At 58.4% G+C, this 24,928-nt stretch carries 22 protein-coding genes and 1 tRNA gene; 15 read left to right on the top strand and 8 right to left on the bottom strand.

The window, feature by feature from the left end; all coding sequences use genetic code 11:
• Window positions 1-30 precede the first annotated feature (30 nt).
• Entirely contained in the window at window positions 31-669 is a 639-nt protein-coding gene (nth, locus tag HW452_RS10590; RefSeq protein WP_224106070.1) for an endonuclease III, read from the top strand.
• On the opposite strand, the gene HW452_RS10595 is transcribed toward nth, so the two are convergent.
• On the bottom strand, window positions 666-1,724 hold the full coding sequence (locus tag HW452_RS10595) for a tRNA-queuosine alpha-mannosyltransferase domain-containing protein (RefSeq protein ID WP_224106071.1): 1,059 nt from the start codon (window positions 1,722-1,724) through the stop codon (window positions 666-668). The genes nth and HW452_RS10595 overlap by 4 nt on opposite strands.
• Before the next feature lie 172 nt (window positions 1,725-1,896).
• On the opposite strand from HW452_RS10595, the gene HW452_RS10600 reads away from it, so the two are divergent.
• The 3 genes from HW452_RS10600 (at window position 1,897) to HW452_RS10610 (ending at window position 5,776) form a co-directional block, all read left to right on the top strand.
• Complete coding sequence (locus HW452_RS10600) at window positions 1,897-2,271, top strand: response regulator transcription factor (RefSeq protein WP_224106072.1); 375 nt, start codon at window positions 1,897-1,899, stop codon at window positions 2,269-2,271.
• Window positions 2,268-4,325, top strand: a complete 2,058-nt coding sequence (locus HW452_RS10605; RefSeq protein WP_224106073.1) for a 3'-5' exonuclease — start codon at window positions 2,268-2,270, stop codon at window positions 4,323-4,325. Before HW452_RS10600 ends, HW452_RS10605 begins: the two co-directional genes overlap by 4 nt.
• A 218-nt stretch (window positions 4,326-4,543) precedes the next feature.
• Window positions 4,544-5,776, top strand: a complete 1,233-nt coding sequence (locus HW452_RS10610) for an EAL and HDOD domain-containing protein (protein ID WP_224106074.1) — start codon at window positions 4,544-4,546, stop codon at window positions 5,774-5,776.
• Window positions 5,777-5,819: 43 nt separating this feature from the next.
• On the opposite strand, the gene HW452_RS10615 is transcribed toward HW452_RS10610, so the two are convergent.
• Both HW452_RS10615 and HW452_RS10620 read right to left on the bottom strand, forming a co-directional pair.
• The gene (locus HW452_RS10615) at window positions 5,820-6,146 is read right to left on the bottom strand and encodes an HlyU family transcriptional regulator (protein WP_224106075.1); all 327 of its coding nucleotides are present in this window, start codon (window positions 6,144-6,146) and stop codon (window positions 5,820-5,822) included.
• Window positions 6,147-6,200: 54 nt separating this feature from the next.
• Window positions 6,201-7,421, bottom strand: coding sequence for an argininosuccinate synthase (locus HW452_RS10620; protein ID WP_224106076.1), 1,221 nt, complete (start codon window positions 7,419-7,421; stop codon window positions 6,201-6,203).
• A gap of 210 nt (window positions 7,422-7,631) precedes the next feature.
• Here HW452_RS10620 and rnt point away from each other — a divergent pair, with 210 nt between their 5' ends.
• Both rnt and HW452_RS10630 read left to right on the top strand, forming a co-directional pair.
• Entirely contained in the window at window positions 7,632-8,300 is a 669-nt protein-coding gene (gene rnt / locus HW452_RS10625; RefSeq protein WP_224106077.1) for a ribonuclease T, read from the top strand.
• Window positions 8,301-8,429: 129 nt separating this feature from the next.
• A complete protein-coding gene (locus HW452_RS10630; RefSeq protein ID WP_224106078.1) occupies window positions 8,430-9,689 on the top strand; it encodes a 6-phosphofructokinase in 1,260 nt (419 codons plus the stop codon).
• Between the two features lie 102 nt (window positions 9,690-9,791).
• Here the strand turns inward: HW452_RS10630 and HW452_RS10635 are convergent, their stop codons facing one another.
• A complete protein-coding gene (locus HW452_RS10635) occupies window positions 9,792-11,510 on the bottom strand; it encodes a protein kinase domain-containing protein (RefSeq protein WP_224106079.1) in 1,719 nt (572 codons plus the stop codon).
• Window positions 11,511-11,760: 250 nt separating this feature from the next.
• Between HW452_RS10635 and ppa the strand changes: the two genes are divergently transcribed.
• The 8 genes from ppa (at window position 11,761) to purH (ending at window position 20,488) form a co-directional block, all read left to right on the top strand.
• Window positions 11,761-12,291 carry an inorganic diphosphatase gene (ppa, locus tag HW452_RS10640; RefSeq protein ID WP_224106080.1) on the top strand — a complete coding sequence of 177 codons (531 nt, stop codon included), beginning with the start codon at window positions 11,761-11,763 and terminating at the stop codon, window positions 12,289-12,291.
• 122 nt (window positions 12,292-12,413) lie between these two features.
• Window positions 12,414-14,261 (top strand): protein-disulfide reductase DsbD, encoded by a 1,848-nt coding sequence (dsbD, locus tag HW452_RS10645; protein ID WP_224106081.1) that lies wholly within the window; start codon window positions 12,414-12,416, stop codon window positions 14,259-14,261.
• 308 nt (window positions 14,262-14,569) lie between these two features.
• On the top strand, window positions 14,570-15,031 hold the full coding sequence (gene accB, locus HW452_RS10650; RefSeq protein ID WP_224106082.1) for an acetyl-CoA carboxylase biotin carboxyl carrier protein: 462 nt from the start codon (window positions 14,570-14,572) through the stop codon (window positions 15,029-15,031).
• Between the two features lie 30 nt (window positions 15,032-15,061).
• Window positions 15,062-16,402 carry an acetyl-CoA carboxylase biotin carboxylase subunit gene (accC, locus tag HW452_RS10655; RefSeq protein WP_224106083.1) on the top strand — a complete coding sequence of 447 codons (1,341 nt, stop codon included), beginning with the start codon at window positions 15,062-15,064 and terminating at the stop codon, window positions 16,400-16,402.
• A gap of 93 nt (window positions 16,403-16,495) precedes the next feature.
• Window positions 16,496-17,407 carry a 50S ribosomal protein L11 methyltransferase gene (prmA, locus tag HW452_RS10660; protein WP_224106084.1) on the top strand — a complete coding sequence of 304 codons (912 nt, stop codon included), beginning with the start codon at window positions 16,496-16,498 and terminating at the stop codon, window positions 17,405-17,407.
• Window positions 17,408-17,496: 89 nt separating this feature from the next.
• Window positions 17,497-18,537, top strand: coding sequence for a tRNA dihydrouridine synthase DusB (gene dusB, locus HW452_RS10665; RefSeq protein WP_224106085.1), 1,041 nt, complete (start codon window positions 17,497-17,499; stop codon window positions 18,535-18,537).
• Window positions 18,534-18,857, top strand: a complete 324-nt coding sequence (gene fis, locus HW452_RS10670; protein WP_224106086.1) for a DNA-binding transcriptional regulator Fis — start codon at window positions 18,534-18,536, stop codon at window positions 18,855-18,857. The genes dusB and fis overlap by 4 nt, the downstream gene beginning before the upstream one ends.
• Before the next feature lie 50 nt (window positions 18,858-18,907).
• Window positions 18,908-20,488, top strand: coding sequence for a bifunctional phosphoribosylaminoimidazolecarboxamide formyltransferase/IMP cyclohydrolase (gene purH, locus HW452_RS10675; protein WP_224106087.1), 1,581 nt, complete (start codon window positions 18,908-18,910; stop codon window positions 20,486-20,488).
• 96 nt (window positions 20,489-20,584) lie between these two features.
• On the opposite strand, the gene HW452_RS10680 is transcribed toward purH, so the two are convergent.
• The 4 genes from HW452_RS10680 to HW452_RS10695 form a co-directional block, all read right to left on the bottom strand.
• Window positions 20,585-22,042, bottom strand: coding sequence for an NAD-dependent succinate-semialdehyde dehydrogenase (locus HW452_RS10680; RefSeq protein ID WP_224106088.1), 1,458 nt, complete (start codon window positions 22,040-22,042; stop codon window positions 20,585-20,587).
• 123 nt (window positions 22,043-22,165) lie between these two features.
• Entirely contained in the window at window positions 22,166-22,717 is a 552-nt protein-coding gene (folE, locus tag HW452_RS10685) for a GTP cyclohydrolase I FolE (protein ID WP_224106089.1), read from the bottom strand.
• Between the two features lie 241 nt (window positions 22,718-22,958).
• Window positions 22,959-23,933, bottom strand: coding sequence for a serine/threonine protein kinase (locus tag HW452_RS10690; RefSeq protein WP_224106090.1), 975 nt, complete (start codon window positions 23,931-23,933; stop codon window positions 22,959-22,961).
• Between the two features lie 33 nt (window positions 23,934-23,966).
• Window positions 23,967-24,683 (bottom strand): ComF family protein, encoded by a 717-nt coding sequence (locus HW452_RS10695; protein ID WP_224106091.1) that lies wholly within the window; start codon window positions 24,681-24,683, stop codon window positions 23,967-23,969.
• 89 nt (window positions 24,684-24,772) lie between these two features.
• On the opposite strand from HW452_RS10695, the gene HW452_RS10700 reads away from it, so the two are divergent.
• Window positions 24,773-24,857 (top strand) — tRNA-Leu (locus HW452_RS10700).
• The last annotated feature ends 71 nt before the right edge of the window (window positions 24,858-24,928 follow it).

The following is a 24,928-nucleotide window of genomic DNA, read 5'->3' on the forward strand; positions in this document are numbered from 1 at the left end:
GGCCTGTATCAGCCACCATGGAGACACGCCATGAATGCCCAAAAGCGCCATGAAATTTTTGCTCGCCTGCAGGCCGCCGACCCGCACCCTACCACAGAGCTCAACTGGACCACGCCCTTCGAGCTGCTGGCGGCAGTGCTGCTCTCGGCCCAGGCAACCGATGTCGGCGTCAACAAGGCCACTGCCCGGCTCTATCCCGTGGCCAATACTCCGCAGAAGATCATCGATCTAGGCATCGATGGACTCAAGACGCATATCAAGACGATCGGCCTTTACAACACCAAGGCCGAAAACTTGATGAAGACGTGCCACCTGCTGGTCAATCAGCATGGCGGGCAGGTACCCAGAACGCGCAAGGCGCTCGAAGCATTGCCCGGTGTCGGGCGCAAGACCGCCAACGTGATTCTCAACACCGCGTTTGGCCAGCCAACCATTGCCGTGGATACGCACATCTTTCGTGTCTCGAACCGTACTGGTATTGCCAAGGGGAAAAGTGTGGTCGAGGTCGAGCAGAAGCTGCTGCGCCATGTTCCTCGCGCATTCAAGCAAGATGCCCACCACTGGCTGATTCTGCACGGGCGTTACACCTGCATTGCCCGCAAACCGCGCTGCGGCAGCTGTATCATTGAAGATCTTTGCGAATATCCGGATAAAACCGAAATCTCCTAACCAGACGTCAGGACGTCAAGGTACGCCGACTGCCAGGCCGGCCACTCCCACTTTGCCGTCCCCAGCCGGGGTGGGCGGGTATCAGGATCGCTCAACCAGGCATGCAAGCGCTGATAGAGCCCCTCGGGCGTGCCATCATAGCGGTACTCGACAGGATAGAGCTCAGGAAAGCAGAGTCTGTCCGGCACCAGCGGCAAGGCGCCGCGCTGAGCGGCTTCCATGATTGCCAGGCCCTGGAACTCGTGCCAGGTGGTCGAAACCACGATACCGGCCGTGGCCAGCAGTTCCCGGTAGACAGGCTCAGGCTGCGGCCCCCAGGCAATGCTGTGCCTGGCGAGCTTTTTCTCGGCATCGGCAAAGATGGTCGGTACCTTGCGAAAGCGCTGGCCGAGCACTGCCAGCTCGAATGCCAGGCCCTGCTCGCTGAGCGCCATCAGCACATTGAAGAAGTCTTCTGGATTCTTGTCATACTCCCAGCGATGGTTCCACACGATTCGCCGTGGATGCGGCTGGCCGGCGCCTGCATCGCTCGAGCAGGCAAGTGGAACCGGCAGTATCCGCGCGCGGGTGCGCAGTGCCTCGAGCGGTTTGGCCGCTGGCAGGTTTTCAGGCATTCTTTTCAGAAACGCCCGTACACCCGTAAAGAAGGAATCCCGGTTGTAGGCGGTGTTGAATACCAGGGTATCGGCGGCAAGCGTCGCGTACAGATTGACCATCTTGGCTTCTACCTGAGGCATCTGGTCACTCGACTCAGGGTAGGCAAACTGATTTTCATGGAAATAGACGATCTTTTTTGCCCGCCCCAGATGCGGAAAAAGCCCTACCAGCGTTGCCAGATCCACCATGGAGGTTGCCAGCAAGACGTCAAAGGGTTGGCTCAGCGTTTCATGCTCCTTCAGCCACCAGCTCAGCGGGTTGCCACGGATCCGCCAGGCAAAATGGCGCGGCGGCAGGCTCAGTGACTGCCAGGTGACACCGTCGACATGAGCCATCAGGCTGTTCGCCCAGTAGCGGTGGCTGAGCGCCTCATAGGCCGAAAGTAATAGAACGCGCATCGAGTTTCCTGTCGCCCGGTGTTATCAGGCGGTGATTCTAGCACGCACAAAATCGGCGCTGACCAGATAAGCGTGCTGCTATTCGGCCAAGGTCGTCTTGGCTCGGGGTGCGTGGCTACCTACACTCGGGTAACGCAATACGTTTTTGCGGTGCAACCAGGGGGTGGGCTGGATGGCAAAAGTGCTGATAGTCGATGGTGAGCCTAACTTCTTGCTTTCGATCGAGATGTTAATCGAGCAGGCGGGGTTTGAGGTCATCGGCGTCACCAATGGCGAACAGGCGCTTGAGCGCCTGGGGACTGATGCGCTCGATATTGTGCTGCTGGATATCAATCTACCCGGCATGAGCGGCTTCGAGGTGCTGGAAGCGCTGCGCGCCAATACCGCCACTACCCGGCTGCCAATCATCATGCTGACCGCGCACGGACACGAGGTCGAGCGCGAAAAAAGTGCAGCGCTGGGTGCCAGTGGCTATATGCCCAAACCTTTCTCCCCCCAAGCACTGATCGAGCAGATTCATGCCCTGCTGGGTGAAAAAACCGCATGAGCCCTAGAGGATTGCCCAAGCGCCAGCGCCTGATCGGTGCCTGGCTTCTGTTAAGCGGTGTCAGCCTGCTGGGCGGCGCCCTGTTTGGCACATGGCTCGAAAGCCAGCTGGCAATTAGCGGTATCTACCGGGCCGCACTCTGGCTGGGATGTTTTTCAGGCGGTGTCACGCTGTTTTTCATGGGACTTATTTTCGAACGCATGCTGTTCAAGCCGTTGCGCCAGTTGCAGGCTCAACTGGCACGCCTGGTAGCCAATCCTGAAGCTGATGATGTCGCGACGCCCCAGGGCTGGCTCAAGGCCCTGGGGCCAGACCTGCACCGCGTCGAGCAGAGCTGGCGCCACGACCGCCACCAGCTGCACCAGGCCCATGCCGAGGGCGCAAGGAGTGCAACACGCATCCGCAAGGAGCTTGAAGCAGTGCTGCAGGTGCTGGAAACGCCGCTGCTGCTCTACGACCGGCACCGCCGTTTGATGCTCTTCAACCAGGCTGCTGACGCATTTTTCAGCCATACGTCGGGGGTCGGCCTGGGCAAGCGCCTGGAAGCCCTGTTTCCGCTGACGAGCCTGGAGCGGGTGCTAGGCCAGCTACCCAACAGTGGAACACCGCGAGAGCTGCTGATCCCCTGTGATAACCGCTGGCTCAAGGTCGTCATCCGCCATGTGCCCGAAAGCCAGGGCGAGATACTCATCACCTGCAGCGATGCCACCGCCGCCTGGTCAAACGCGCACGGCCTACGCGCCGAGCTTACCCAGGCCTTGGCCCCGCTGCGCCAGCATACGGCCAGCCTTACCTGCGCCATTGAAGCCCTCGGTCAAATACGCAAGCAAGATGGCAAGGCAGATGCGTTGCTCCAACGCCTTGAGCAGGTGGCAGGCGAGGAAAGTCGGGCCTTGGGGGTTACGGTAGCCTGTGTCGGCCAGCTGGTGGAATCCCTTCAGCAGCAAGGCGAACGGCTGGTCCCACTCTGGTCCAATGACTTCTGGCAGATGCTGGACGACTACCTGGACCCGGCTCACCAGCTGATTACGCCTATCGGCTTGCCAGCCTGGTTCAAAGGTGATGCTCCGGCGCTGATGGCGCTTTTCAGCTCGCTGATTCGTCACTTGAGCCAGTACATGGCAGGGCGTTTCTTTGAAGGTGAGGTTTCACCGAGCAACCGCCACGTCTACCTCGACTTGATATGGAAAGGCAGACCGATTCCGGAACGTGAGCTGGCCAGCTGGCTACACCAGCCACTCTCTACCCTGCCGCTTAGCCCATGCATTAGCGATGTGTTGCGTCAACACGCCAGTGACGTATGGAGCATTCAGGATACGGATGGACAGCACGCCCGCTTGCGGCTGCCCCTGCCGTCGGTGAAACAACAGGATGCGCCGGGAACGGCGCCGCCTCGCCCGGAATTTCACGATTTTGGTATCGCGGACCTGCCTTCGCCGGATACAGCGCTTGCCGACTGCCCGCTCAGCAGCCTTGAGCTGGTCGTCTTTGATACCGAGACAACCGGGCTTGAGCTGCGCAAGGGTGACAGCGTCATCAGCATCGGTGCTTGTCGTATCGTCAATACCCGGCTACTGGCGAGTGACGTCTTCGATGCCTACGTCAACCCCCAAAAACCCATTTCACCGAGCAGTACGGCCATCCACGGGATTACCGATGCCGATGTCCGCGATGCTCTCCCCCTCTTGCCGGTCCTCGAGCGCTTTCGTGTCTATATTGGTGATGCCGCGTTACTCGCCCATAACGCGGCCTTCGACATGCTCGCCATCAGTCACAAGGGAATCACCTTCGACATGCCGGTGCTGGACACTCTGCTGATTTCACGGGCGCTGGACGAGGCGCTCGATGGCCATGATCTCGACAGCCTGGTCAAGCGCTACTGCCTGAACCTTCCCGCGGGTCTTCGCCATACGGCGCTGGGCGACGCTCGAGTTACCGCCGAGCTCTGGCTTGCCCTGTTGCCACGCCTGGAAGCCCGGAACATCAAGACGCTCGAACAACTCTTGCGCTTTCAGGCAAGCGCCTTTGATCGTGAAGACGCCAGCGCGTCATGACCCCTGCCATCCATCAGCGGGGCTGCTCCGCTAGTCTTGCTCGCTCATGCCTGCGACCTACAAAAACTACACTCTTTGCTTTTTGATAACCCTCACCCCACTACGCCGTATATTCCCACTACATCAAATATCTTCACTACGCCAAATATACTTACTACCGCTAAACTCGTCCTATACACTGTCTTTTGTTCACCGATACTGGTTTTAAGCGATTACTCATGAAAGAGCTTATAAATAACCTTCAAGCATATACGTATAATGAAAATAACAATCATAATTATACTATCGCCATTCAGCCCATCGTGGATGGCGATTTAAAGCATATTGCTGATGAGCTTTTATACCGTGCCAATGAATCCAGCTATTCGGCAGATATCAGTGATGACCTTCAAGCAACGGCACGTGCCTGCGCCGTTGCCATTTATGAAATCGGTATCGTCAGTTTATGTGGCCAGCGTCAGCTATTTATCAATGCGTCTCATCAGTGGTTGACCGACCCTGATCTACGGGGGCTGCCCGCCGACCAAATCGTGATTGAAGTACTCGAAAACACGCCGGCCACTGATGAAGTGATCGCCTCGTTGCAGCATTTGAGACAGCAAGGCTATACCATCGCGCTGGATGACTTCGTGGCGAATGAAGATAGCGAAAAGCTGTTGCCTTATTGCGATATAGTCAAGATCGATATTTCTACCCCCGTGGATACGGACCTGGTCAGCCGCCTGCTCTCAAGAGGGGTTACACTACTGGCTGAGCGCGTTGAAACCCAGGCAGATTTCAAGGCGTGCCAGCAAATGGGCTTTACGCTTTTCCAGGGTTATTTTTATGAAAAGCCTATCATCCAGGCATCCAGCTCTATCAGGCGAACCGCTTCGCGTGCCAATCAGCTACAGCTTCTGGCTTCTCTTTACAAGGAACGAACCAGCCTTACCGATATTGCCGATTTGATCATCCGCGACCCCTACCTGCTGAGTGCTATCTTCAAGAGAGCCAATTCAGCGGACAAAGGCGCTCATAAACCCACGGCCAGACTTGTCAACTGCCTGCAAATACTGGGAATTCGAGAGCTTAGGACACTCGTGTCGATTTTGATGATGGCGAGCAACAGCCCGGCAAGCAGACTCAACTTGATCAATGGGCTGACGCGGGGTTTTACCTGTGAATTGATGGCCGAACAAAGAAACCTGGATGGCCAGGAGGGGTTTATTGTCGGTCTCTTTTCTTTGATGCCCACTATCATGGAAACGGATCTGAACACGTTGCTTCAGGAAGTACGTCTAGGACGAGACATCGAAAAAGCATTGACCAGTCAGGCGGGCGCCCTGGGAAGGCTATTGCAGGATATTCAGTCCGCGGAAAGTGGTGAGCCACCGAGCGACTTTCCGACCGACGCCCTGCTCAGGGCCGCCAAGCAGGCACGTATGCTCATCGATGCTCATAGCGCGCCCTAGTCAAGCACCATGCACTCTGGGTATTTCAATAATCTGGCGCGTTTCAATGACCTGCCTGACGCGGGTCAGGCTCGAACATGGACTCGCCCGTTTCATCGATATAGCGCTGCGCCTTGGTCACCATCATGGCATCGCAAGCGTCGCGGGCGGGCAACATGTCAGAGCGCTCGAAACGAAGCTCGCGAGCCTCACCGCTGTCATCGAGTTTACTGATCACACCGCTTACGCGGTACTGACCATTCTGAAAAGCAGGCTGGGATACGATCAGATAGCCCTTGTACTCTACTGGCTCAGCGGCTTTGAGACTGGCTTTCGACGAGTCCTGCCCCCGCTCGCCGCCAAGAAGACCGGATAAGAGTTTCTTGAACATGCGCTCTCCTGCGTAGCTAAAAAGCGGCAGGCGCACCTGCCGCTTTTATCACGATCAACTTTGTTGACGACCCTTGCCCGCAGCAATGCGTAAACGCAGCGCGTTGAGCTTGATGAAGCCTTCGGCGTCTTTTTGATTGTACGCACCGGCGTCGTCTTCAAACGTTGCGATGGACTCATCGAACAGCGACTGCTCGGATTTGCGGCCCACGACGGTCGCATTGCCCTTGTAGAGCTTCATGCGCACGACGCCGGAGACGTTTTTCTGGGTTTCATCGATGGCGGCCTGCAGCATACGACGCTCGGGGCTCCACCAGTAGCCGTTGTAGATTACCTCGGCATATTTCGGCATCAGCTGATCTTTCAGGTGAGCCTCTTCACGGTCAAGCGTCAGCGACTCGATGGCGCGGTGAGCGCGCAGAATGATGGTGCCGCCGGGCGTTTCGTAGCAGCCGCGCGACTTCATGCCCACGTAGCGGTTCTCGACGATGTCCAGGCGGCCGATACCGTTATCGCCACCTACCTTGTTGAGCCTTTCAAGCACTTCGTGGGCCTTGAGGGCTTCGCCGTCAATGGCCACGATATCGCCTTTCTCGAAGGTCAGCTCGACGTAGGTCGGTGTATCCGGCGCCTGCTCGGGAGAGACACTCCAGCGCCACATGTCCTCTTCGGCTTCGGCCCAGGGATCTTCCAGAATGCCGCCTTCGTAGGAGATGTGCAGCAGGTTGGCATCCATCGAGTACGGTGATTTCTTCTTCTTGCTCGAGAAATCGACGGGAATATTGTGCTCTTCGCAGTAAGCCATCAGCTTCTCGCGCGAGGTCAGATCCCACTCGCGCCAGGGAGCGATGACCTTGACGCCGGGCTTCAACGCGTAGCCCCCCAGCTCGAAGCGTACCTGGTCGTTACCTTTCCCGGTCGCGCCATGAGAGATCGCATCGGCGCCGGTCTCGTTGGCGATTTCGATCAGACGCTTGGCAATCAGCGGGCGTGCAATCGAGGTACCCAGCAGGTACTCGCCTTCGTAGATGGTGTTGGCGCGGAACATGGGGAAGACGTAGTCACGTACAAACTCTTCGCGCAGGTCTTCGATGTAGATCTCTTTTACCCCCAGCGCTTGCGCCTTGGCGCGTGCCGGCTCGACTTCTTCGCCCTGACCGATGTCGGCAGTAAAGGTCACCACCTCGCAGTTGTAAGTCTCTTGCAACCACTTAACGATTACAGATGTGTCCAGGCCGCCTGAATATGCCAGCACAACCTTTTTGACATCGGACATGCTTTGCTCCTTTTGATGAAAGCAAGTTCACTAGAAAATGCAGCGCCAGTTGACACGCTGCATGTCGACATAAACCCCGAGTATAGCGTTCTCTATGCCCAGCGAATACCGTCAACGACGCCCAAGGGAGAAAGCTGCTAGAATCAACCCACTGAAGCGGCGGATCACCGCCCGATTTGATCGATTACTCGCTTTACTAAGGAGAGCTGCATGAGCGAGGCAATTGCCCGCGAATTAATGGCCCAACGTTTTCGCAGTTATCTGCCGGTCGTCATTGATTTAGAAACGGGTGGCTTCAATGCCCAAAGTGATGCCGTGCTTGAGATCGCAGCCGTTACGCTCACCATGGACCCGGAAGGCAATCTTCTACCCGATGCGACTTATGCCTACCATATCCAGCCATTTGAAGGTGCCAACGTCGAACAGTCCGCTCTCGACTTTACCGGCATCAACCTGGATGACCCACTGCGTCGTCAGGTAGCACTGAGCGAGTCTGAGGCGCTGGGTGAAATCTTTCGCCCGATACGCAAGTCCATCAAGGCACATGGCTGTTCGCGAGCCATTCTGGTAGGCCATAACGCCGCCTTCGACCAGGGATTCCTGAACGCCGCGGCCAATCGCTGCAACGTCAAGCGCAACCCGTTTCATCCGTTTTCAAGCTTTGATACTGCCACCCTTGCAGGCCTTGTGTATGGCCAGACGGTACTGGCACGCGCCTGCCGCGCCGCCGGTATCGAGTTCGACAACAAGGCAGCCCACTCGGCGCGCTACGATACCGAGCGTACGGCGGAGTTGTTCTGCGCCATGGTCAACCGTTACAAGGATCTGGGAGGCTGGCAACTGGCCCAGCGCGAGCAGGATCTGGACGACAGCGAGTGAGCGCTTGGCCGGATGCAGCGGCCATGGCTTTACGCTAAACTTGATCAGTTTGAGGCACGGTGAACGAAAGCACGTATAAACCTTTCATTGTGCACCACTTTTTCGCTTTACAAGAGATGAGACGTTTCAATGGCTCAGCATAATGCCTTTTACGCCCAGTCCGGCGGCGTCACCGCCGTTATCAACGCCAGCGCCTGTGGCGTTATCCAAGCCTGCCGCCAGGCGCCCGAGCAGATCGGCAAGGTGTACGCCGGTCATAACGGCATTATCGGCGCCTTGACCGAAGACCTCATCGATGTAACCCAGGAAAGCGACGAAGCAATCGGTGCCCTGCGCCACACGCCGGGCGGTGCCTTCGGCTCCTGCCGCTACAAGCTCAAGGATATCGATACGCATCGCGCCCAGTACGAGCGCCTGATCGAAGTGTTCAAGGCCCACGATATTCGCTACTTCTTCTACAACGGCGGTGGCGACAGCGCTGATACCTGCCTCAAGGTTTCCCAGCTTTCTGAAAAGCTCGGCTACCCGCTGACGGCCATTCATGTACCCAAGACCGTCGATAACGACCTGCCGATCACCGACAACAGCCCAGGGTTTGGCAGCGTGGCCAAGTATATCGCGACCTCCACTCGCGAAGCCTCGCTGGATATCGCCTCGATGTGCGCCACCTCCACCAAGGTGTTCGTTCTCGAAGTGATGGGTCGCCACGCGGGCTGGATTGCCGCGGCGGGCGGGCTTGCCGGCGAAGCAGAAGGCGAGCCGCCTCACCTGATCATCTTTCCCGAGGTGGCCTTCAACCGCAAGGCGGTCATGGCCCGCGTCGAGGAGAGCGTCAAGAACCATGGTTACTGCGTTATCGTGGTTTCCGAGGGCGCGCGCTACGAAGACGGCACCTTCCTGGCGGATGCGGGGAATACCGATGCCTTTGGTCACCGTCAGCTGGGCGGCGTTGCTCCCACGCTTGCCGGGATGATCAAGCAGGACCTGGGTTACAAGTATCACTGGGCGGTTGCCGATTACCTTCAGCGCGCGGCGCGCCATCTGGCGTCCAAGACCGACGTCGAGCAGGCCTACGCCGTGGGTCGCGAAGCGGTGACGCTGGCACTGGCGGGCAAGAACTCGATGATGCCGGCCATTCGCCGGATTTCCCAGTCGCCCTATCAGTGGGACGTGATCTCGGCTCCTCTGGCGCAAATCGCCAATCAGGAGAAGTTCATGCCGCGTGATTTCATCAGCGAAAACGGTTTTGAAATCACCCAGGCCTGCCGTGACTACCTCTCGCCGCTGATTCAGGGAGAAGACTTCCCGCCGTTTGAAAACGGCCTGCCCAAGGTTGCCAAGCTGAAGCTTGCCAAGGTAGACAAGAAACTGCCGGTCTTTACCCTGTAATACGCTTTACAAAAGGGCGTCACTGCCGGCGGCGCCTCACGCTAGACCCAAACGGGCGATGCAACGCATCGCCCGTTTTCGTATCAGCGTGTGAACTGTGGCTTAACGCAGCAGCCAGGAAAGTACCAACAGCAAGAGCAATATGCCGGCAATCCCTTGCCAGAAATGCCGTCGTGGCTCTTGTCCGCTTGAATCACGCACCGCCGGCCGGCCCAAGGGCAGTCGCAGCGCGTGAAGAAATTCCGACAAGCGGCGAAAGCGCAGCGCCCGCTGAGGGTCCAGCGCCCGACGAAGCGCATCGTCAAGCTCCGGGGTTATTTCTGGATTATGGGCGCGAGCGCTGCGGTAGCCAAGCTCCTCAAGATCGGTATGACTACGCAGCTTGTTCGGCGTCAGCTGGTACGGCAGCTCGCCGGTTAGCAGCCAGTAGACCGTCGAGGCCAGCGCGTACTGGTCGCTGCGTCGGCCGATACTGTCGCCCAGGGCATATTCAGGCGCGGTATGTTCGTTGAAACCGATCTGGCGCAGAAGCTCTCCTGAATGGCGATAACCATCCACCTCGCGCATATGGCAGGCGCTGAAGTCGTTGAGGATCAGCTGGCCGTGGGTATCGATCAGAATGTTATCCGGGGTAATCTGTTGATGAATGATGTCCCGGTGGTGCAGCGCCTGAACGGCCTTGCCCAGCTGATTGGCAATATCCAGACGCTGGACAAGGCTTGCCTGAGGGTGGCGCTCCGCCCATTGGCGCAGGGTTTCACCTTCCACATGCTGCATCAGGTAGTAGAGATAGCGTCGAGGTCTCGACGGCTTGACCACCTTGACGATGAACGGCGAGTTGACCCGCTCGACCACCCACTGCTGAAGCAGAAAGTGTTCGAGGTAGGCATTTCGCAGTGAAAGCTCGGGGCTTGGCGCTTTCATCACCATGTCACGCTCGGTATACACATCGCGCACTCTGTACACCCGAGACTGGGCGTTGCGCGACATTACCTCGATCACTTCAAGGCCATCCAGCCGCTCGCCCGGAGCCAGCTCCGGCGGGATCGGCAGATCGCCGTAAATCAATCCCGGATCATCCGGCGACTCTTCCGGCAGCTCATCGATACGCACCAACTGAAAGCAGAACTGATCGCCTCCATAGCCGCGCTCCTGGGCGCGCTGCTTGGCTTCACTGGCCAGGCGCTCACAGGCAGCATCGAGGTCACTGGCGTCCTGGCGAATCAGACGCACGTAGTCAGAAGGCAACAGCGTGCCGCGCACCCCTCGTGTGGTAAACAGGAAAATATCGCCCTGCTTGAGCCCCAGGTGGGTGTAGTCGATATCCACACTGCCATCCATGCCCAGCGCCCGGGAGGGGTAATGGTAGCCGCCGATATCGGTGATATGGTCCCGAGTCAGTTGTTCGAACTCAGCCCCGCGCAGACGAAATACCAGGGTATCGCCCATATGAAACAGATGGGCTTCACGTTTGCGAAATACCACCACCGACATCGACGAGACGAAGCCCCCCTCCCTGACGTGCTGACTCTGGCTGTAGCACCAGCTGTTCAGCGCACGCAGCACTCTGGTAGCCGATGTCTTGGTATCCCAGTGATCGGGCGTCGAAAAGTAGTCTGCCAGAAAACCGCGCACGCTCAGATCACCCGCCTGCTTGGCCAGGGTATTGCGCGACACGGAGTCGCTGATCACCGCACAGCCACCCTTGACCTTCAATAGCGATGCATCAGGAAAGCGCACCGACATGGAACTGCGATGCGAACGCCGATCAGGTGCAACAAACGCCTGACCATAACTGATTAGCAGCTGGGCATGCCCCACTCATCCTCCTTGGCTAATCGCTCTAAAGACATCACGATGGCCATGATACACGCAACCACTCCCAAGCGATGCCCGCCAAACGTCGCTATTGCTGCAACGTGCTCAATTAATGGCTACCATCAACCTGCCGCCGGGCCAACGACCATGTTGGATTGGTAATCACCCGGTCATCTTCGTATAATTCCGGATTATTCGTGCAACGCATCAATTGCTTGGCCACTGCAACACCCAAGGACTTAAGGACTCAACGATGAACTTCGATAACATCCCTGCTGGAAAGGATTTGCCGAACGATATTTACGTGGCGATCGAGATTCCTGCGAACCACGCGCCTATCAAATACGAAATCGATAAAGACATGGGTGCGCTGCTGGTCGATCGCTTCATGGCCACCCCGATGTTCTACCCGGCCAACTACGGCTTTATTCCTCACACCCTGGCAGATGATGGCGACCCGCTGGACGCTCTGGTCGTGACCCCCCATCCGGTAGCCCCCGGCAGCATCATTCGCGCCCGCCCGGTCGGCATCTTGAACATGACCGACGAAGCCGGTGAAGACGCCAAGCTGGTATGCGTTCCTCATCCCAAGCTCAGCACACTGTATGACGACGTTCAGGAAGTAACCGACCTGCCCGAGCTGCTGCGCCAGCAGATTGCTCACTTCTTCGAGAACTACAAGGATCTCGAGAAAGGCAAGTGGGTGAAGGTCGAGTCCTGGGAAGGTGTCGAGGCCGCCCGCAAGGCGATCGAGAAATCGGCAGCAGCCTACCAAAAGGCATAAGTGAACTAAATCCTGCCGTTCGTTTCTCAAGAAGGCCGCCGCTCAGGCGGCTTTCTTGTAGGTCCAGGCCTGTGCCGCATCTAGAAGACAACTCCCCGTCCTATCGCCGTCAAGGATATAGTGTGCTGATCCTCAAACGTCTCGGTTTACTCCTGCTGCTCTGGCTTCCACTTACAGCGCATGCGCAATGGTTCTCTTCAAGCGATGACGACAAGTTTCTGCCGGTCATGGAGGCGTTCGAGCCAAGCGCCTGGCACGACGGCGAGACACTTTATGTCGGCATGCAAAGCGCCGAGGGTTACTATCTCTACCGTCATCAATTCGGTGTCGAAAGCCTGACCCCCGAGGTGGCCCTAGGCGAACCTTTGTTGCCGGAAGGTACCTTCACCACCGATGATTTCATGGGCGAGGTGTACACCTTCCGTGACTTGATGATGTTTGAAGCCCCTCTTGAGAGCGCCTATTCTGGCCCCATCGATATCGAACTGGTCTTTCAGGGCTGCGCCGATGCCGGACTCTGCTACCCCCCAGAACGAGTAACCCTGCAGGCGTCGGAGTCAGAGCCCCCACCCCAGTACGCCGAGTGGTTGAAAGCGCAAGCAAGACCGCCAAGTGAAACCGGCAACGTTGAAGCACCGCCCCGCGGGAATACGGCACTCGCCACACCGCAAAGCGCCGACAGCCGTTTCAGCACGCTACTGAGTGAAGCTAGCCTGCCGCTGGCACTGGGACTATTTTTCGTTGCCGGAATAGGTCTTACCTTTACGCCCTGCGTACTGCCCATGATCCCGATACTGTCTTCGATCATCGTGGGCCAGAACCCGACCCGCTCTCGTGCCTTCTACCTCTCCGCAAGCTATGTGCTGGGCATGGCCATTACCTACGCGGTGGTGGGCGTTCTGATGGGCTTGTTCGGCGCGGGCCTCAATCTTCAGGCCAAGCTCCAGTCGGCGCCAGTACTGATCAGCTTTGCGCTGCTGTTCAGCCTGTTTGCCCTGGCCATGTTCGGCGCCCTTGAGCTGCGCTTCTCTTCTCGACTTACCAGCCGTATCGATGCCTGGCAGGCGCGGGCGCAGAAAAGCGGTCCCGGCGGGCTTTTTCTGGCAGGCGCCCTCTCCGTGCTGGTGGTCTCGCCCTGTGTAACAGCCCCCCTTGCCGGTACGCTGGTTTTTATCTCATCGACGGGTGATGCCCTCATCGGCGGCGCCGTGCTGTTTGCCTTAGGCCTGGGTATGGGGTTGCCGCTTCTGCTGGTAGGCACGCTAGGCGTGACCCTGCTGCCGCGCACCGGGGCCTGGATGAACGGCGTCAAGGTAGCGTTTGGCCTCTTGTTGCTGGGCGTTGCCATCTGGATGATAGAGCGTTTGGTAGCAGGCCCCGTAGGGCTTCTACTCTGGGCGGGCCTGGCGATTGGCAGCGCACTTTCAATGGGCGCGCTGAATTTCAATTATCCGCTAGGCTGGGCACGCTTTCGGCAAACGCTGGGGCTACTGCTTCTGGCCTGGGGCGTCGCGCTGGTATTGGGCGCCGCTCAGGGCAATGACGACCCGCTTCGCCCGCTGAGCAATAACCACGTTTCCACGACGCCTGGCGAGACACCCACTTTCAGCCGCATCGACAATCTGGACGACCTTGAAACGGCGCTGGCCCGCTCGGCCGATACAGGTCAGCCTGCCTTTGTGCATTTCACCGCCGACTGGTGCATTTCGTGCAAGGTCATGGAACGTGACGTCTATACAGACCCACGTGTGCTTGATGCCCTCAAAGGGTATACATTGATCGCCGCCGATGTAAGCGACACCAATGCACAAAGTCGCGAACTGCTGAATCGCTTTCAACTATTTGGCCCGCCCAGCCTGCTGTTTTTCGATCAGGGCAATGAAATACGCCCTGCACGCATCCAGGGCGAAGCGAGTGCCAGTGAGCTGAGTCAGCACCTTGATGCGCTTGCCAGATGGCGAGCAGGCTGAATCTTGCCAGACCCAGCATGGCCTCATGTCATGCTCCCTATCCAGCTTGCAAGGTGTCTGCTTGTCACGATGCACGCGCCATCCGCTCGATCAAGTCCATAGCCAAGCTGGACATGCCTGGCTTTTTTCGGCAAACTCCGCTCCCACATTGGTTAAATTCGCGCTTTTAAAGCTGTAAGAGGGGTAACGTTCGCCAACATGCCGCGTTCTCTTCTTTTTTAAAATTGGTTTACTGCGCATACGGCACTATCTTTTATAGCGCTTGTGCCGTGTCAGGTAACTACATTCATCGATTAATGGGGCCCACCATGGATATTCGCAAAGTCAAAAAACTGATCGAGCTGCTCGAAGAGTCCAACATCAGCGAAATCGAGATTCAGGAAGGCGAAGAGTCAGTACGCATCAGTCGTCACCCGAATGGCGTCACCTGGCAGCCCCAGCCAATGCCCCAGTATGCCCAGCCAGCCGCGCCTGCTGCTACGCCCTCGGCGCACGCCCCGGCAGCCGATGCCGAACCCCAGGATGCCAGCTTCCGTGGCGAAGCTGTCAATTCCCCCATGGTGGGCACCTTCTATCGCAGCCCGGCACCGGGGGCAAAAGCGTTTGTGGAAGTGGGCGACACTGTCAAGAAAGGCGATACCGTATGTATCGTTGAAGCAATGAAGATGATGAACCAGATCGAAGCCGACCGCGACGGCGTGGTGGAAGCCATTCTGGTGGAAGATGGTGAGCCGGTGGAATTCGATCAGCCCATGATCGTTCTCGCTTAATCTTTCTTATCAACACGGGTGGACTCTCCCATGCTGGACAAGGTACTTATCGCCAACCGCGGCGAGATAGCCCTACGCATTCTGCGCGCCTGCAAGGAACTGGGCATCAAGACCGTAGCGGTGCACTCAAAGGCTGACCGCGAACTCATGCACGTGCGTCTGGCGGATGAAGCTGTATGTATTGGCCCGGCGTCATCGGCCCAGTCGTATCTGAATATTCCGGCGCTGATCAGCGCAGCTGAAGTGACCGACTCGAGCGCCATTCATCCGGGCTATGGCTTCTTGTCCGAAAACGCCAACTTTGCCGAGCAGGTCGAGCGTTCAGGCTTCACCTTCATTGGCCCGCGCGCCGATACGATTCGCCTGATGGGTGACAAGGTCAGCGCTATCGAAGCCATGAAAGCCGCCGGCGTGCCGACGGTGCCCGGCTCCGACGGCCCGCTGGGTGATGACGACGCCGCCACACTGGCAACGGCCAATCGCATCGGCTACCCGGTGATCATCAAGGCAGCTGCCGGTGGCGGTGGCCGCGGCATGCGCGTAGTGCATTCAGAAAGCCAGCTGCTTTCATCGATCAGCATCACTCAGAACGAAGCCCAGGCCGCGTTTGGTGACGGCACGGTCTACATGGAAAAATTCCTTGAAAAACCGCGTCACGTGGAAGTCCAGGTACTGGCAGATGGTCAGGGCAACGCCATTCACCTGTACGACCGCGACTGCTCGCTGCAGCGTCGTCATCAGAAGGTGCTGGAAGAAGCACCGGCGCCCGGCATCGACCCCAAGGCCCGCGCTGACGTACTCGAGGCTTGTCGCCAGGCGTGCCTGGAGATCAACTACCGCGGTGCCGGCACGTTCGAATTTCTCTATGAAGATGGCGAATTCTTCTTCATCGAGATGAATACCCGTGTCCAGGTGGAGCACCCAGTGACCGAAATGGTGACCGGTGTAGATATCGTCAAGGAGCAGCTGCGCATTGCTGCCGGCCTGCCTCTGTCAATTCGCCAGGAAGACGTCAAGCTCAACGGCCATGCCTTCGAGTGCCGGATCAACGCGGAAGACTCGCGTACGTTCATGCCTTCTCCGGGCAAGGTGACGCTGTTTCATGCTCCGGGCGGCCTGGGTGTGCGCATGGATTCTCATCTGTATACCGGTTATACCGTTCCGCCGCACTACGACTCGTTGATCGGTAAGCTGATTACCTGGGGCGCAGATCGCGAGACAGCCCTGACGCGCATGCGCAACGCACTGGACGAACTGCTCGTGGAAGGTATCAAGACCAATATCGACCTCCAGAAAGACCTGGTACGCGATAGCCACTTCCGTCAGGGTGGTGTCAATATCCACTACCTGGAAAAGAAGCTTGCCCACTAAGCGCTGAGCAAGCCAGATAGCTGTACCAGTAGAACCCGACGGGGTGTGGCCAAGCCCACCCCGTTATCGTTTATGCCTACCGCGGAGAGCCCCATGCCCTGGCTTCAACTTAAAGCCCACGTTGCCCCTGAGCAGGCCGAACTTCTCGAAGAGCTGCTGCTTGAAGAGGGAGCGACCGCCATCGGGCTACAGGATGCCCATGACGATCCGGTTTTCGAACCCGAGCGCGGTACCACGCCGCTTTGGCAGGACACGATTCTGACCGGTCTGTACGACGACCTTGAAGGCGTGGAGAGCATGCTGGCGCGTATCGAAGGTGCCTGGGCAGAGCAGATGCCTGACGAACCCTGCCCTATCATCGAGTATGAGCTCTTGGCCGACCGCGACTGGGAGCGCGAGTGGATGGACGATTTCACGCCGCTTCAGATGGGCCAGCGGCTCTGGATCGTGCCGAGCTGGCATACGCCACCCGAAGCGGACGCGGTCAACCTTATTCTCGACCCGGGCCTGGCCTTTGGGACCGGCACCCACCCCACCACCGCACTCTGCCTTGAGTGGCTTGATCAACTCGCCGTTGACGGCACGCTTGGCGACAAGCACGTGCTGGATATCGGCTGCGGCTCGGGCATTCTGGCCATTGCCGCGCTCAAGCTGGGCGCACGTCATGCCGACGGCACCGATATCGACCCTCAGGCGCTTCAGGCCAGCCGTGACAATGCCGAGCGTAATCAGATTCCGGAGCAGGACTTCGCCCTCTACTATCCCGAGCAGTTGATGGGCGGCCCTTACCCCGTGGTGACAGCCAATATTCTGGCGGGCCCGCTGGTCGAGCTGGCGCCGACCATTGCCGGTCACGTGGCGCCGAGCGGACTGCTTGCCCTGTCGGGCATTCTGGCCAACCAGGCAGACAGCGTGCTCGAGGCCTACGAAGCCCAGGGCCTGGTCATGGATGAGCCGGTGCTGCGTGAAGGCTGGGTACGCCTGACCGGCCACCGCCCCGCCTAATCTGGGCCATGGCCTTCACCGCGGCGCCGAGTAGGCGTATCATACGCCCCCTTGAAACGACCTACTCGCTCGGCTGACTGCGCACTACTATGACCCTGATTCCTGAATCGCCCACCGCCATCGGCCCCTATACCCTGCCTAACCAGGTCATACTGGCGCCCATGGCCGGGGTGACCGACCGTCCTTTCCGCCAGCTCTGCCGAAGGCTGGGGGCTGGCTGGGTGGTGGGCGAAATGGTGACTGCCGACCCGAGCCTGTGGCATACGCGTAAATCCCAGCTGCGCATGGATCATCGCGGCGAACCCGGCCCCAGGGTCGTGCAGATCGCCGGAGGCGATGCCGAGATGCTCGCCCAGGCAGCCCGGCTCAACGCCGAGCTCGGCGCCCAGATCATCGACATCAACATGGGTTGCCCGGCGAAAAAGGTCTGCAACAAGGCCGCAGGCTCAGCGCTTCTGCGTGATGAAGCGCTGGTCGCCGAGATACTGGATGCCGTGGTCAAGGCAGTCGACGTACCGGTCACGTTGAAAATCCGCACGGGTTGGTGCGCCGACTCCAACAATGGCGTAAGAATTGCCAAGCTGGCCGAAGCAGCCGGCATCCAGGCGCTGGCCGTGCATGGCCGTCATCGCGAACAGCGCTATACTGGATGGGCGGAATACGACACGATTGCAGAAATCAAATCGCGTCTATCCATCCCGGTCATTGCCAATGGTGATATTACAAGCCCGGAAAAAGCAGCCGAGGTCCTTCGTCATACCCGCGCCGACGCGGTAATGATTGGACGTGGCGCCCAGGGCAACCCGTGGATTTTCAAGCAGATCACCCATTTTCTAGAGCACGGCGAGCAGTTGGCCCTGCCCAGCCTGGAAGAGCGCCGCCGGGTACTGGCCGAACACGTCGCCGCCCTGCACGCCTTCTATGGCGATACGATGGGTGTACGCATCGCGCGCAAGCACCTTGGCTGGTACCTCGAAAGCGACCAGCGCTTTTGTGATGAAAAGCGCCGCCAGCTGAAACAGCAATTCAACGCCCTGGCCTCACCTGAAACACAATTCAACTGGATCAATGACGCAATGGCGTTTGACGCTGACAAGCGTCTGCTAGCCAAAGGAAGCCATGCTGCATGAATGAACGCAATCTTCTATCCAGCGAACTCTCTTCGCGCCTGGCAGGCACACTCGCTGACCCTGCAGCAAGCGCCCCGCCACAGCCGCTGAGAGAAGCCGTGGAGTCCGCCATGCGCCGCTACTTCGAGCATCTCGATGGCAGTCAGGCCACCGACCTGTACGCCATGGTGATGGCCGAAGTAGAAGCGCCTTTGCTCGCCTGCGTACTCGAGCACACCGACGGCAACCAGACCCGGGCCGCGGACGTGCTGGGATTGAACCGCGGTACGCTGCGCAAGAAACTCAAGCTTTACGGACTTATCGAAGGTGACGCCCCATAACTCTGGGGCGTTGTTGTTTTTATTTCCCCACCCTGCAAACGAGCGTATCCATGGTTGATAGTACTGCTACTCCCGTTCGCCGCGCGCTGCTTAGCGTTTCCGATAAAACCGGTATTGTGGACTTTGCCCGCGGGCTGTCTGAACGCGGTATCGAGCTTCTTTCCACCGGCGGCACCTTCCGCCTGCTACAGGAAAACGGCATTGCCGTCACTGAAGTCTCCGAGCATACGGGCTTTCCGGAAATCATGGATGGCCGGGTAAAAACACTGCATCCCAAGATTCATGGCGGCATTCTTGCCCGCCGTGGTCAGGATGACAGCGTCATGGCTGAAAACGACATTACCCCGATCGATATGGTGGTGGTCAATCTCTACCCCTTCGCCGCAACCGTAGCCAAGCCGGATTGCACACTCGAGGATGCCATCGAGAACATTGATATCGGCGGCCCCACCATGGTGCGAGCCTGCGCCAAGAACCACGCCTACACCACCATCGTGGTCAATGCCGACGACTACCCCCGCGTACTCGAAGAGCTTGCCGGTAACGATGGTCAGGTAAGCCGCGCTACCCGCTTTGATCTTGCCGTCAAGGCCTTCGAGCACACCGCTGGCTACGACGGCGCGATTGCCGAGTACCTGGGCCGCAAGGTGAAGGAGAGCGACGCCACGTTTGCCCGCACCTTCAACCTGCAGCTGACCAAAAAGCAGGATATGCGCTACGGCGAAAACCCCCACCAGCAGGCCGCCTTCTACGTGGACCCGCAAGCGTCTGAACCCAGCGTCGCGACCGCCACCATGCTTCAGGGCAAACCGCTGTCGTTCAACAACGTTGCCGATACCGACGCTGCCTTCGAATGCGTCAAGGCGTTCGACGAAACGGCCTGCGTCATCGTCAAGCATGCCAACCCGTGTGGGGTGGCCGTCGGCGAAACGGCACTTAACGCCTACGACAAGGCGTTTGCCACCGACCCCACCAGTGCCTTCGGCGGCATTATTGCCTTCAATACGCCGCTTGAGGCCGACACGGCGCGGGCAATCGTGGATCGCCAGTTCGTCGAGGTCATCATTGCCCCGGGGGTCAGCGCCGAGGCCGCTGCCATTGTTGGCGAAAAGCAGAACGTTCGCCTGCTGGATGTCAGCGCCCACTGGCCCGGTGATACCCAGGCGGCGTTTGACTATAAGCGTGTGAATGGCGGCCTGCTGGTTCAGGAGCGCGACCAGGGTATGGTCACGCGCGAAGAACTGACCGTCGTGAGCAAGCGCGCACCTTCCGAGCAGGAGCTGCGCGATCTCACCTTCGCCTGGCGGGTCGCCAAGTTCGTCAAGTCCAATGCAATTGTCTATGCCAAGGCGGGCCAGACCATTGGTGTAGGCGCTGGCCAAATGAGCCGCGTCTATTCCGCGAAAATTGCCGGCATCAAGGCCGCTGACGAGAATCTTACCGTTCCCGGTTCGGTCATGGCCTCCGATGCGTTCTTCCCCTTCCGAGACGGCATCGACGCCGCCGCGGCTGCCGGCATTACCGCCGTCATCCAGCCCGGTGGTTCGATGCGGGACCAGGAAGTGATCGACGCCGCCGATGAAGCGGGCATTGCCATGGTATTTACCGGCATGCGCCACTTCCGCCACTAGGCGGCTGACACGCTCAAGGCCGCTGACAGTAACGCAAACGCCTCGCAAGCATGACTTGCGAGGCGTTTTTAATGGCGGCTTTCGCGGCGTTACCGGCTAGCCCAGGTCCATGCACAGATACTTGGTTTCCAGATACTCTTCCAGCCCTTGATGGCCGCCTTCACGGCCAAGCCCCGAGGCCTTCACGCCCCCAAAAGGCGCGGCGGCATTGGAAATGGCGCCGGTATTGATACCGACCATGCCGTACTCCAGGGCTTCAGCCACACGCCACACGCGAGAAAGATCACGGGAATAGAAGTAGGACGCCAACCCGTACTGGGTATCGTTGGCCATCTCGATGGCGGTCTCCTCATCATCGAAGGGGAACACCGCCGCCAGCGGGCCGAAGGTTTCTTCCTGCGCAACCTTCATCTCTTCGGTGGCAAAGCTGATCAGTGTGGGGGTAAAGAAATTGCCGCCCAGCGGGTGCGGATGGCCTCCCAGCAACAGCTCAGCGCCCTTGTCGATGGCATCTTGAACGTGCTCGCTTACCTTCTTGACCCCGTCTTTATCGATCAACGGTCCAATATTGATATTCTCCTGGGTGCCATCGCCTACGTGAAGCTCACTGTTCATGGCAACCGCAAGTTTCTCACAGAAAGCGTTGATTACACTGGACTGCACAAGAAAGCGGTTAGTGCAGATACAGGTCTGGCCGGCATTGCGGAATTTTGCTGCCATGGCCCCTTCTACCGCAGCGTCCAGGTCAGCATCCTCGAAGACAATGAACGGCGCGTTACCGCCAAGCTCGAGCGAGATCTTCTGAACATGCTCGGCGGCCTTGGCCATCAGCGTACGTCCCACTTCCGTGGAACCTGTAAAGGTAATCTTGCGCACCTTGGGCGAGTGGGTCAGTGTCTCGGCAATTTCCGAGGCACTACCAGGCACCACGTTGAACACGCCACGCGGAATGCCGGCTCGCTCGGCCAGCAGGGCCAGCGCGGTGGCGGAAAAAGGGGTCTGACTGGCAGGTTTGACGACGATGGTGCACCCTGCAGCCAGGGCGGCCCCCGCCTTGCGGGTAATCATGGCGGCGGGAAAATTCCACGGAGTAATGGCGCCCACCACACCGACTGGCTGCTTGGTGACCAGAATACGCTGACTTGCCTTGGCCGCCGGTATGGTCTCGCCATATACCCGGCGCGCCTCTTCGGCAAACCAGCGCAGAAAGCTTGCCGCGTAAGCGATCTCGCCTTCTGCTTCCTTGACTGGCTTGCCCTGTTCAAAGGTCATCAGCAGAGCCAGGTCGTGCTTATGCTCAAGCATGAGGTCGTGCCACTTGAGCAGCATATCAGCTCGCTCCTGGGCGGTCAGCGAGCGCCAGGCAGGCAAGGCGGCATCGGCGGCATCGATGGCACGCTCGGTTTCTGCCTTGCCAAGCCTTGGCATATCCCCCATCGGCTCTCCGGTGGCAGGATTGATGACGTTAATCTGATCTCCACTGTCAGCGGCTACCCAGCTGCCGTCGATATAGGCAAAGGGGCAATACAGCTGTGTCTCTTTAAGCGCTTCCATGACAGACTCCTGGCCAAATGATGGCCCTGTGGGCTCATATCTACGCTTTCATGCTAAGACGAAACGCTACATTTGACCAAGGGTTTAGCAAACATCGCTGCCCGGCAGCGCCTGCCAGGATAGTCAGTTGATCAGCGTCAAAAACTCCTGACGCGTCGCTTGATTGTCACGGAATCCTCCCAGCATGACAGACGATGTCATGCTCGAGTTCTGCTTTTCGACGCCGCGCATCATCATGCACAAATGGCGTGCTTCCACCACGACGGCCACTCCTTTTGCCCCCGTCACCTGCTGTACGGCATCGGCGATCTCGCGGGTCAGGTTTTCCTGGATCTGCATACGACGGGCATACATGTCCACGATGCGCGCAAACTTGGAAAGCCCAAGCACCTTGCCGTCGGGCAAATAGGCAATGTGACACTTGCCAATGAACGGCAGCAGGTGATGCTCGCACATGGAGTAAAGCTCGATATTCTTGACCAGCACCATCTCGTCGGTTTGCGACTCGAAAACCGCGCCATTGATAATTTCCTCGAGCGACTGCTGATAGCCTGCATTCAGGAACTGCATGGCCTTGGCCGCCCGCTTGGGAGTATCGCGCAGACCCTCGCGGTCCGGGTTTTCGCCAAGGGCCGTAATAATCTGGCGATAGTGCTGGGCGATGTCGTCGGTCATAGTAAGCCTCATCAAAACGGTGCCAACGTGAACCCAGGCTGATGCTTTTAAAGCCATCCTGACCTGCACACTGACAGCCTTAAAACAGTGCCTGAACCTTAAGTTCACACAGGGCGTAACACCCGGGCAAATAAAGGCTCATGTAACGTTATAGGAGTGCTGTTAAGCGGTTGATCGGCGCATTTTAACGTACCTGAGCGCCATGTGGCAGAGCCGATGAGGCTTTTCAGGCAGCAGGCCCTCAAGCAAGCCAAAGGGGCCGCTCGAGCTGCAGGCTTTGCTGCTCGAGTTGACGAATGTGCTGATCCCAGTAACCGCTCTCCGCCATCCAGGGAAATGCACGGGGAAAGGCCGGGTCGTCCCACCGGGAGACCAGCCAGGCAGTGTGCCGGATCAAGCGATAGGCTCTCAGCGGCTCGATCAGCGCCATCTGCTCGTGAGGAAACGCCAGCGACTCCTCATACCCCTCACTGATCTCACTGAGCTGGGTCCGCCAGCCGTTTGGCTCATCGGTGGGCAGCAGCATCCAGATATCCTGTATCGCCGGCGCCATCAGGCAATCATCAAAATCTACCAGCGTGAACTGCTCATCGCGCCCCAGCACGTTGCCAAGATGGCAGTCACCATGGCAGCGAATCAATGAAGTCGTGTCCAGCGCGCTGTAGGCAAGCTGATTTTGCAGCTTCTGGATGACCGCTTCATAGGCGCGGCGCTGAAACTTGTTAAGCCACTGACTTTGCAGCACGCGCTGTTCGGCATCTTCGATACCGCCAGCAAGCTCCAGGCTCGCTCGATGCTCGAACGCTTTACGTTGTGATACCTGGTGCAAGCGGCCCAGCACCTCGCCGAGGGCGAACAGGTGAGCGGGGTTATCAAGCTCCGGCGCTTGACCCGCATACTGGGGAAACAGCGCAAAGCGAAACGCCTGATAGCGATGCAGCGACTGACTTTCTGCATCACGCCAGGGTGGCACGACCGGTACGCCCGCCTGATCCAGCTCCTGCAGGAAATCGTGCTCTTCTTGAATGGCGGCATCCGACCACCGCTCGGGACGGTAGAACTTGACTACCCAACGGCGTGCCTCGTCGTCTCGAAACATCAGTACGCGGTTTTCATAGCTGTTGAGCGCGAACGGCTCGCCGGCCGGCCAGATTCCGACGGATTCGATCGCCGACATGACCGCATCGGGTGAAAGCGCACTAAATGGATGTGACATGAACCGCTCCTTGCTGACCAAACGCCTATCTTATCAATTATCACCCAGCGGCGTTCTTGCTGCGGCCCACATATCCACCCGCTCGACGCCGGCATCGATGGCGACTTCAGCCAACGCATTGCCCGTTGCTCCGGTCGTGACCACATCGTCCACCAGCATAATGTGAGCAGGTAGCGCGCGTGTCTTGCTTGCCATACGAAACGTCCCACGCAAGTTGGCCGCCCGCTCCTGGCGGTTCAGGGTACGCTGGGAAGCTACCAGCTTATGACATTCTGCCTGCAATAGCGGCAAGCCGGTGCGCCTGGCCAACTGCTCGGCCAGCCACTGCGCCTGATTGAAACCGCGCTCGCGAGCACGCACTGGGTGCATGGGCACCGCCAGCAGGGCCGCACCGGGCTGACGGGGCACGGTCGTCAACATCAGCTCTACCAGCAGCATTCCGGCACGGGGCGAGGCATTGAACTTGAAATCGTGAATCAGTTCTGTGATGGCGGCCTGGTAAAGAAACGCTGCTTGCGTATGGCGGATGGGCGGTGGCTTTCGCAGGCAGTGACCGCACAGGGCTTGAGTGCGCTCATGCAACGGATTGGCGCAATGTCTACACGACTTGATGTTCCAGGGCATTTCGACAAAGCAGGCATGACACCACCCCTGCCCCGCCACGGTCCTCGCCAGACAGAAAGCACAGTAGCCAGGCAGTGCACCGCGCAGCATCTGGTGCATGCGTGGCCAAGTGATGGATAGCCTCACGGTATCTCCTGACAGCGCTGATTCTATTGGTATATTGCACAACAGCGTTGACATTTTCCAGCGAGTTGATAAGATACGCCACGTCTTCTGCGGATGTGGTGGAATTGGTAGACACGCTAGATTTAGGTTCTAGTGCCGTAAGGTGTGGGAGTTCGAGTCTCCCCATCCGCACCAATTGATTTTCCTAGCTTTTTATCCCTCCTTGCTTTATCCCAATACTCACTAGATTATCCTGTGTGACCAGA

Origin of the sequence: Vreelandella aquamarina, from assembly GCF_020075495.1 — a bacterium.
GTDB classification, from domain to species: domain Bacteria; phylum Pseudomonadota; class Gammaproteobacteria; order Pseudomonadales; family Halomonadaceae; genus Vreelandella; species Vreelandella aquamarina_A.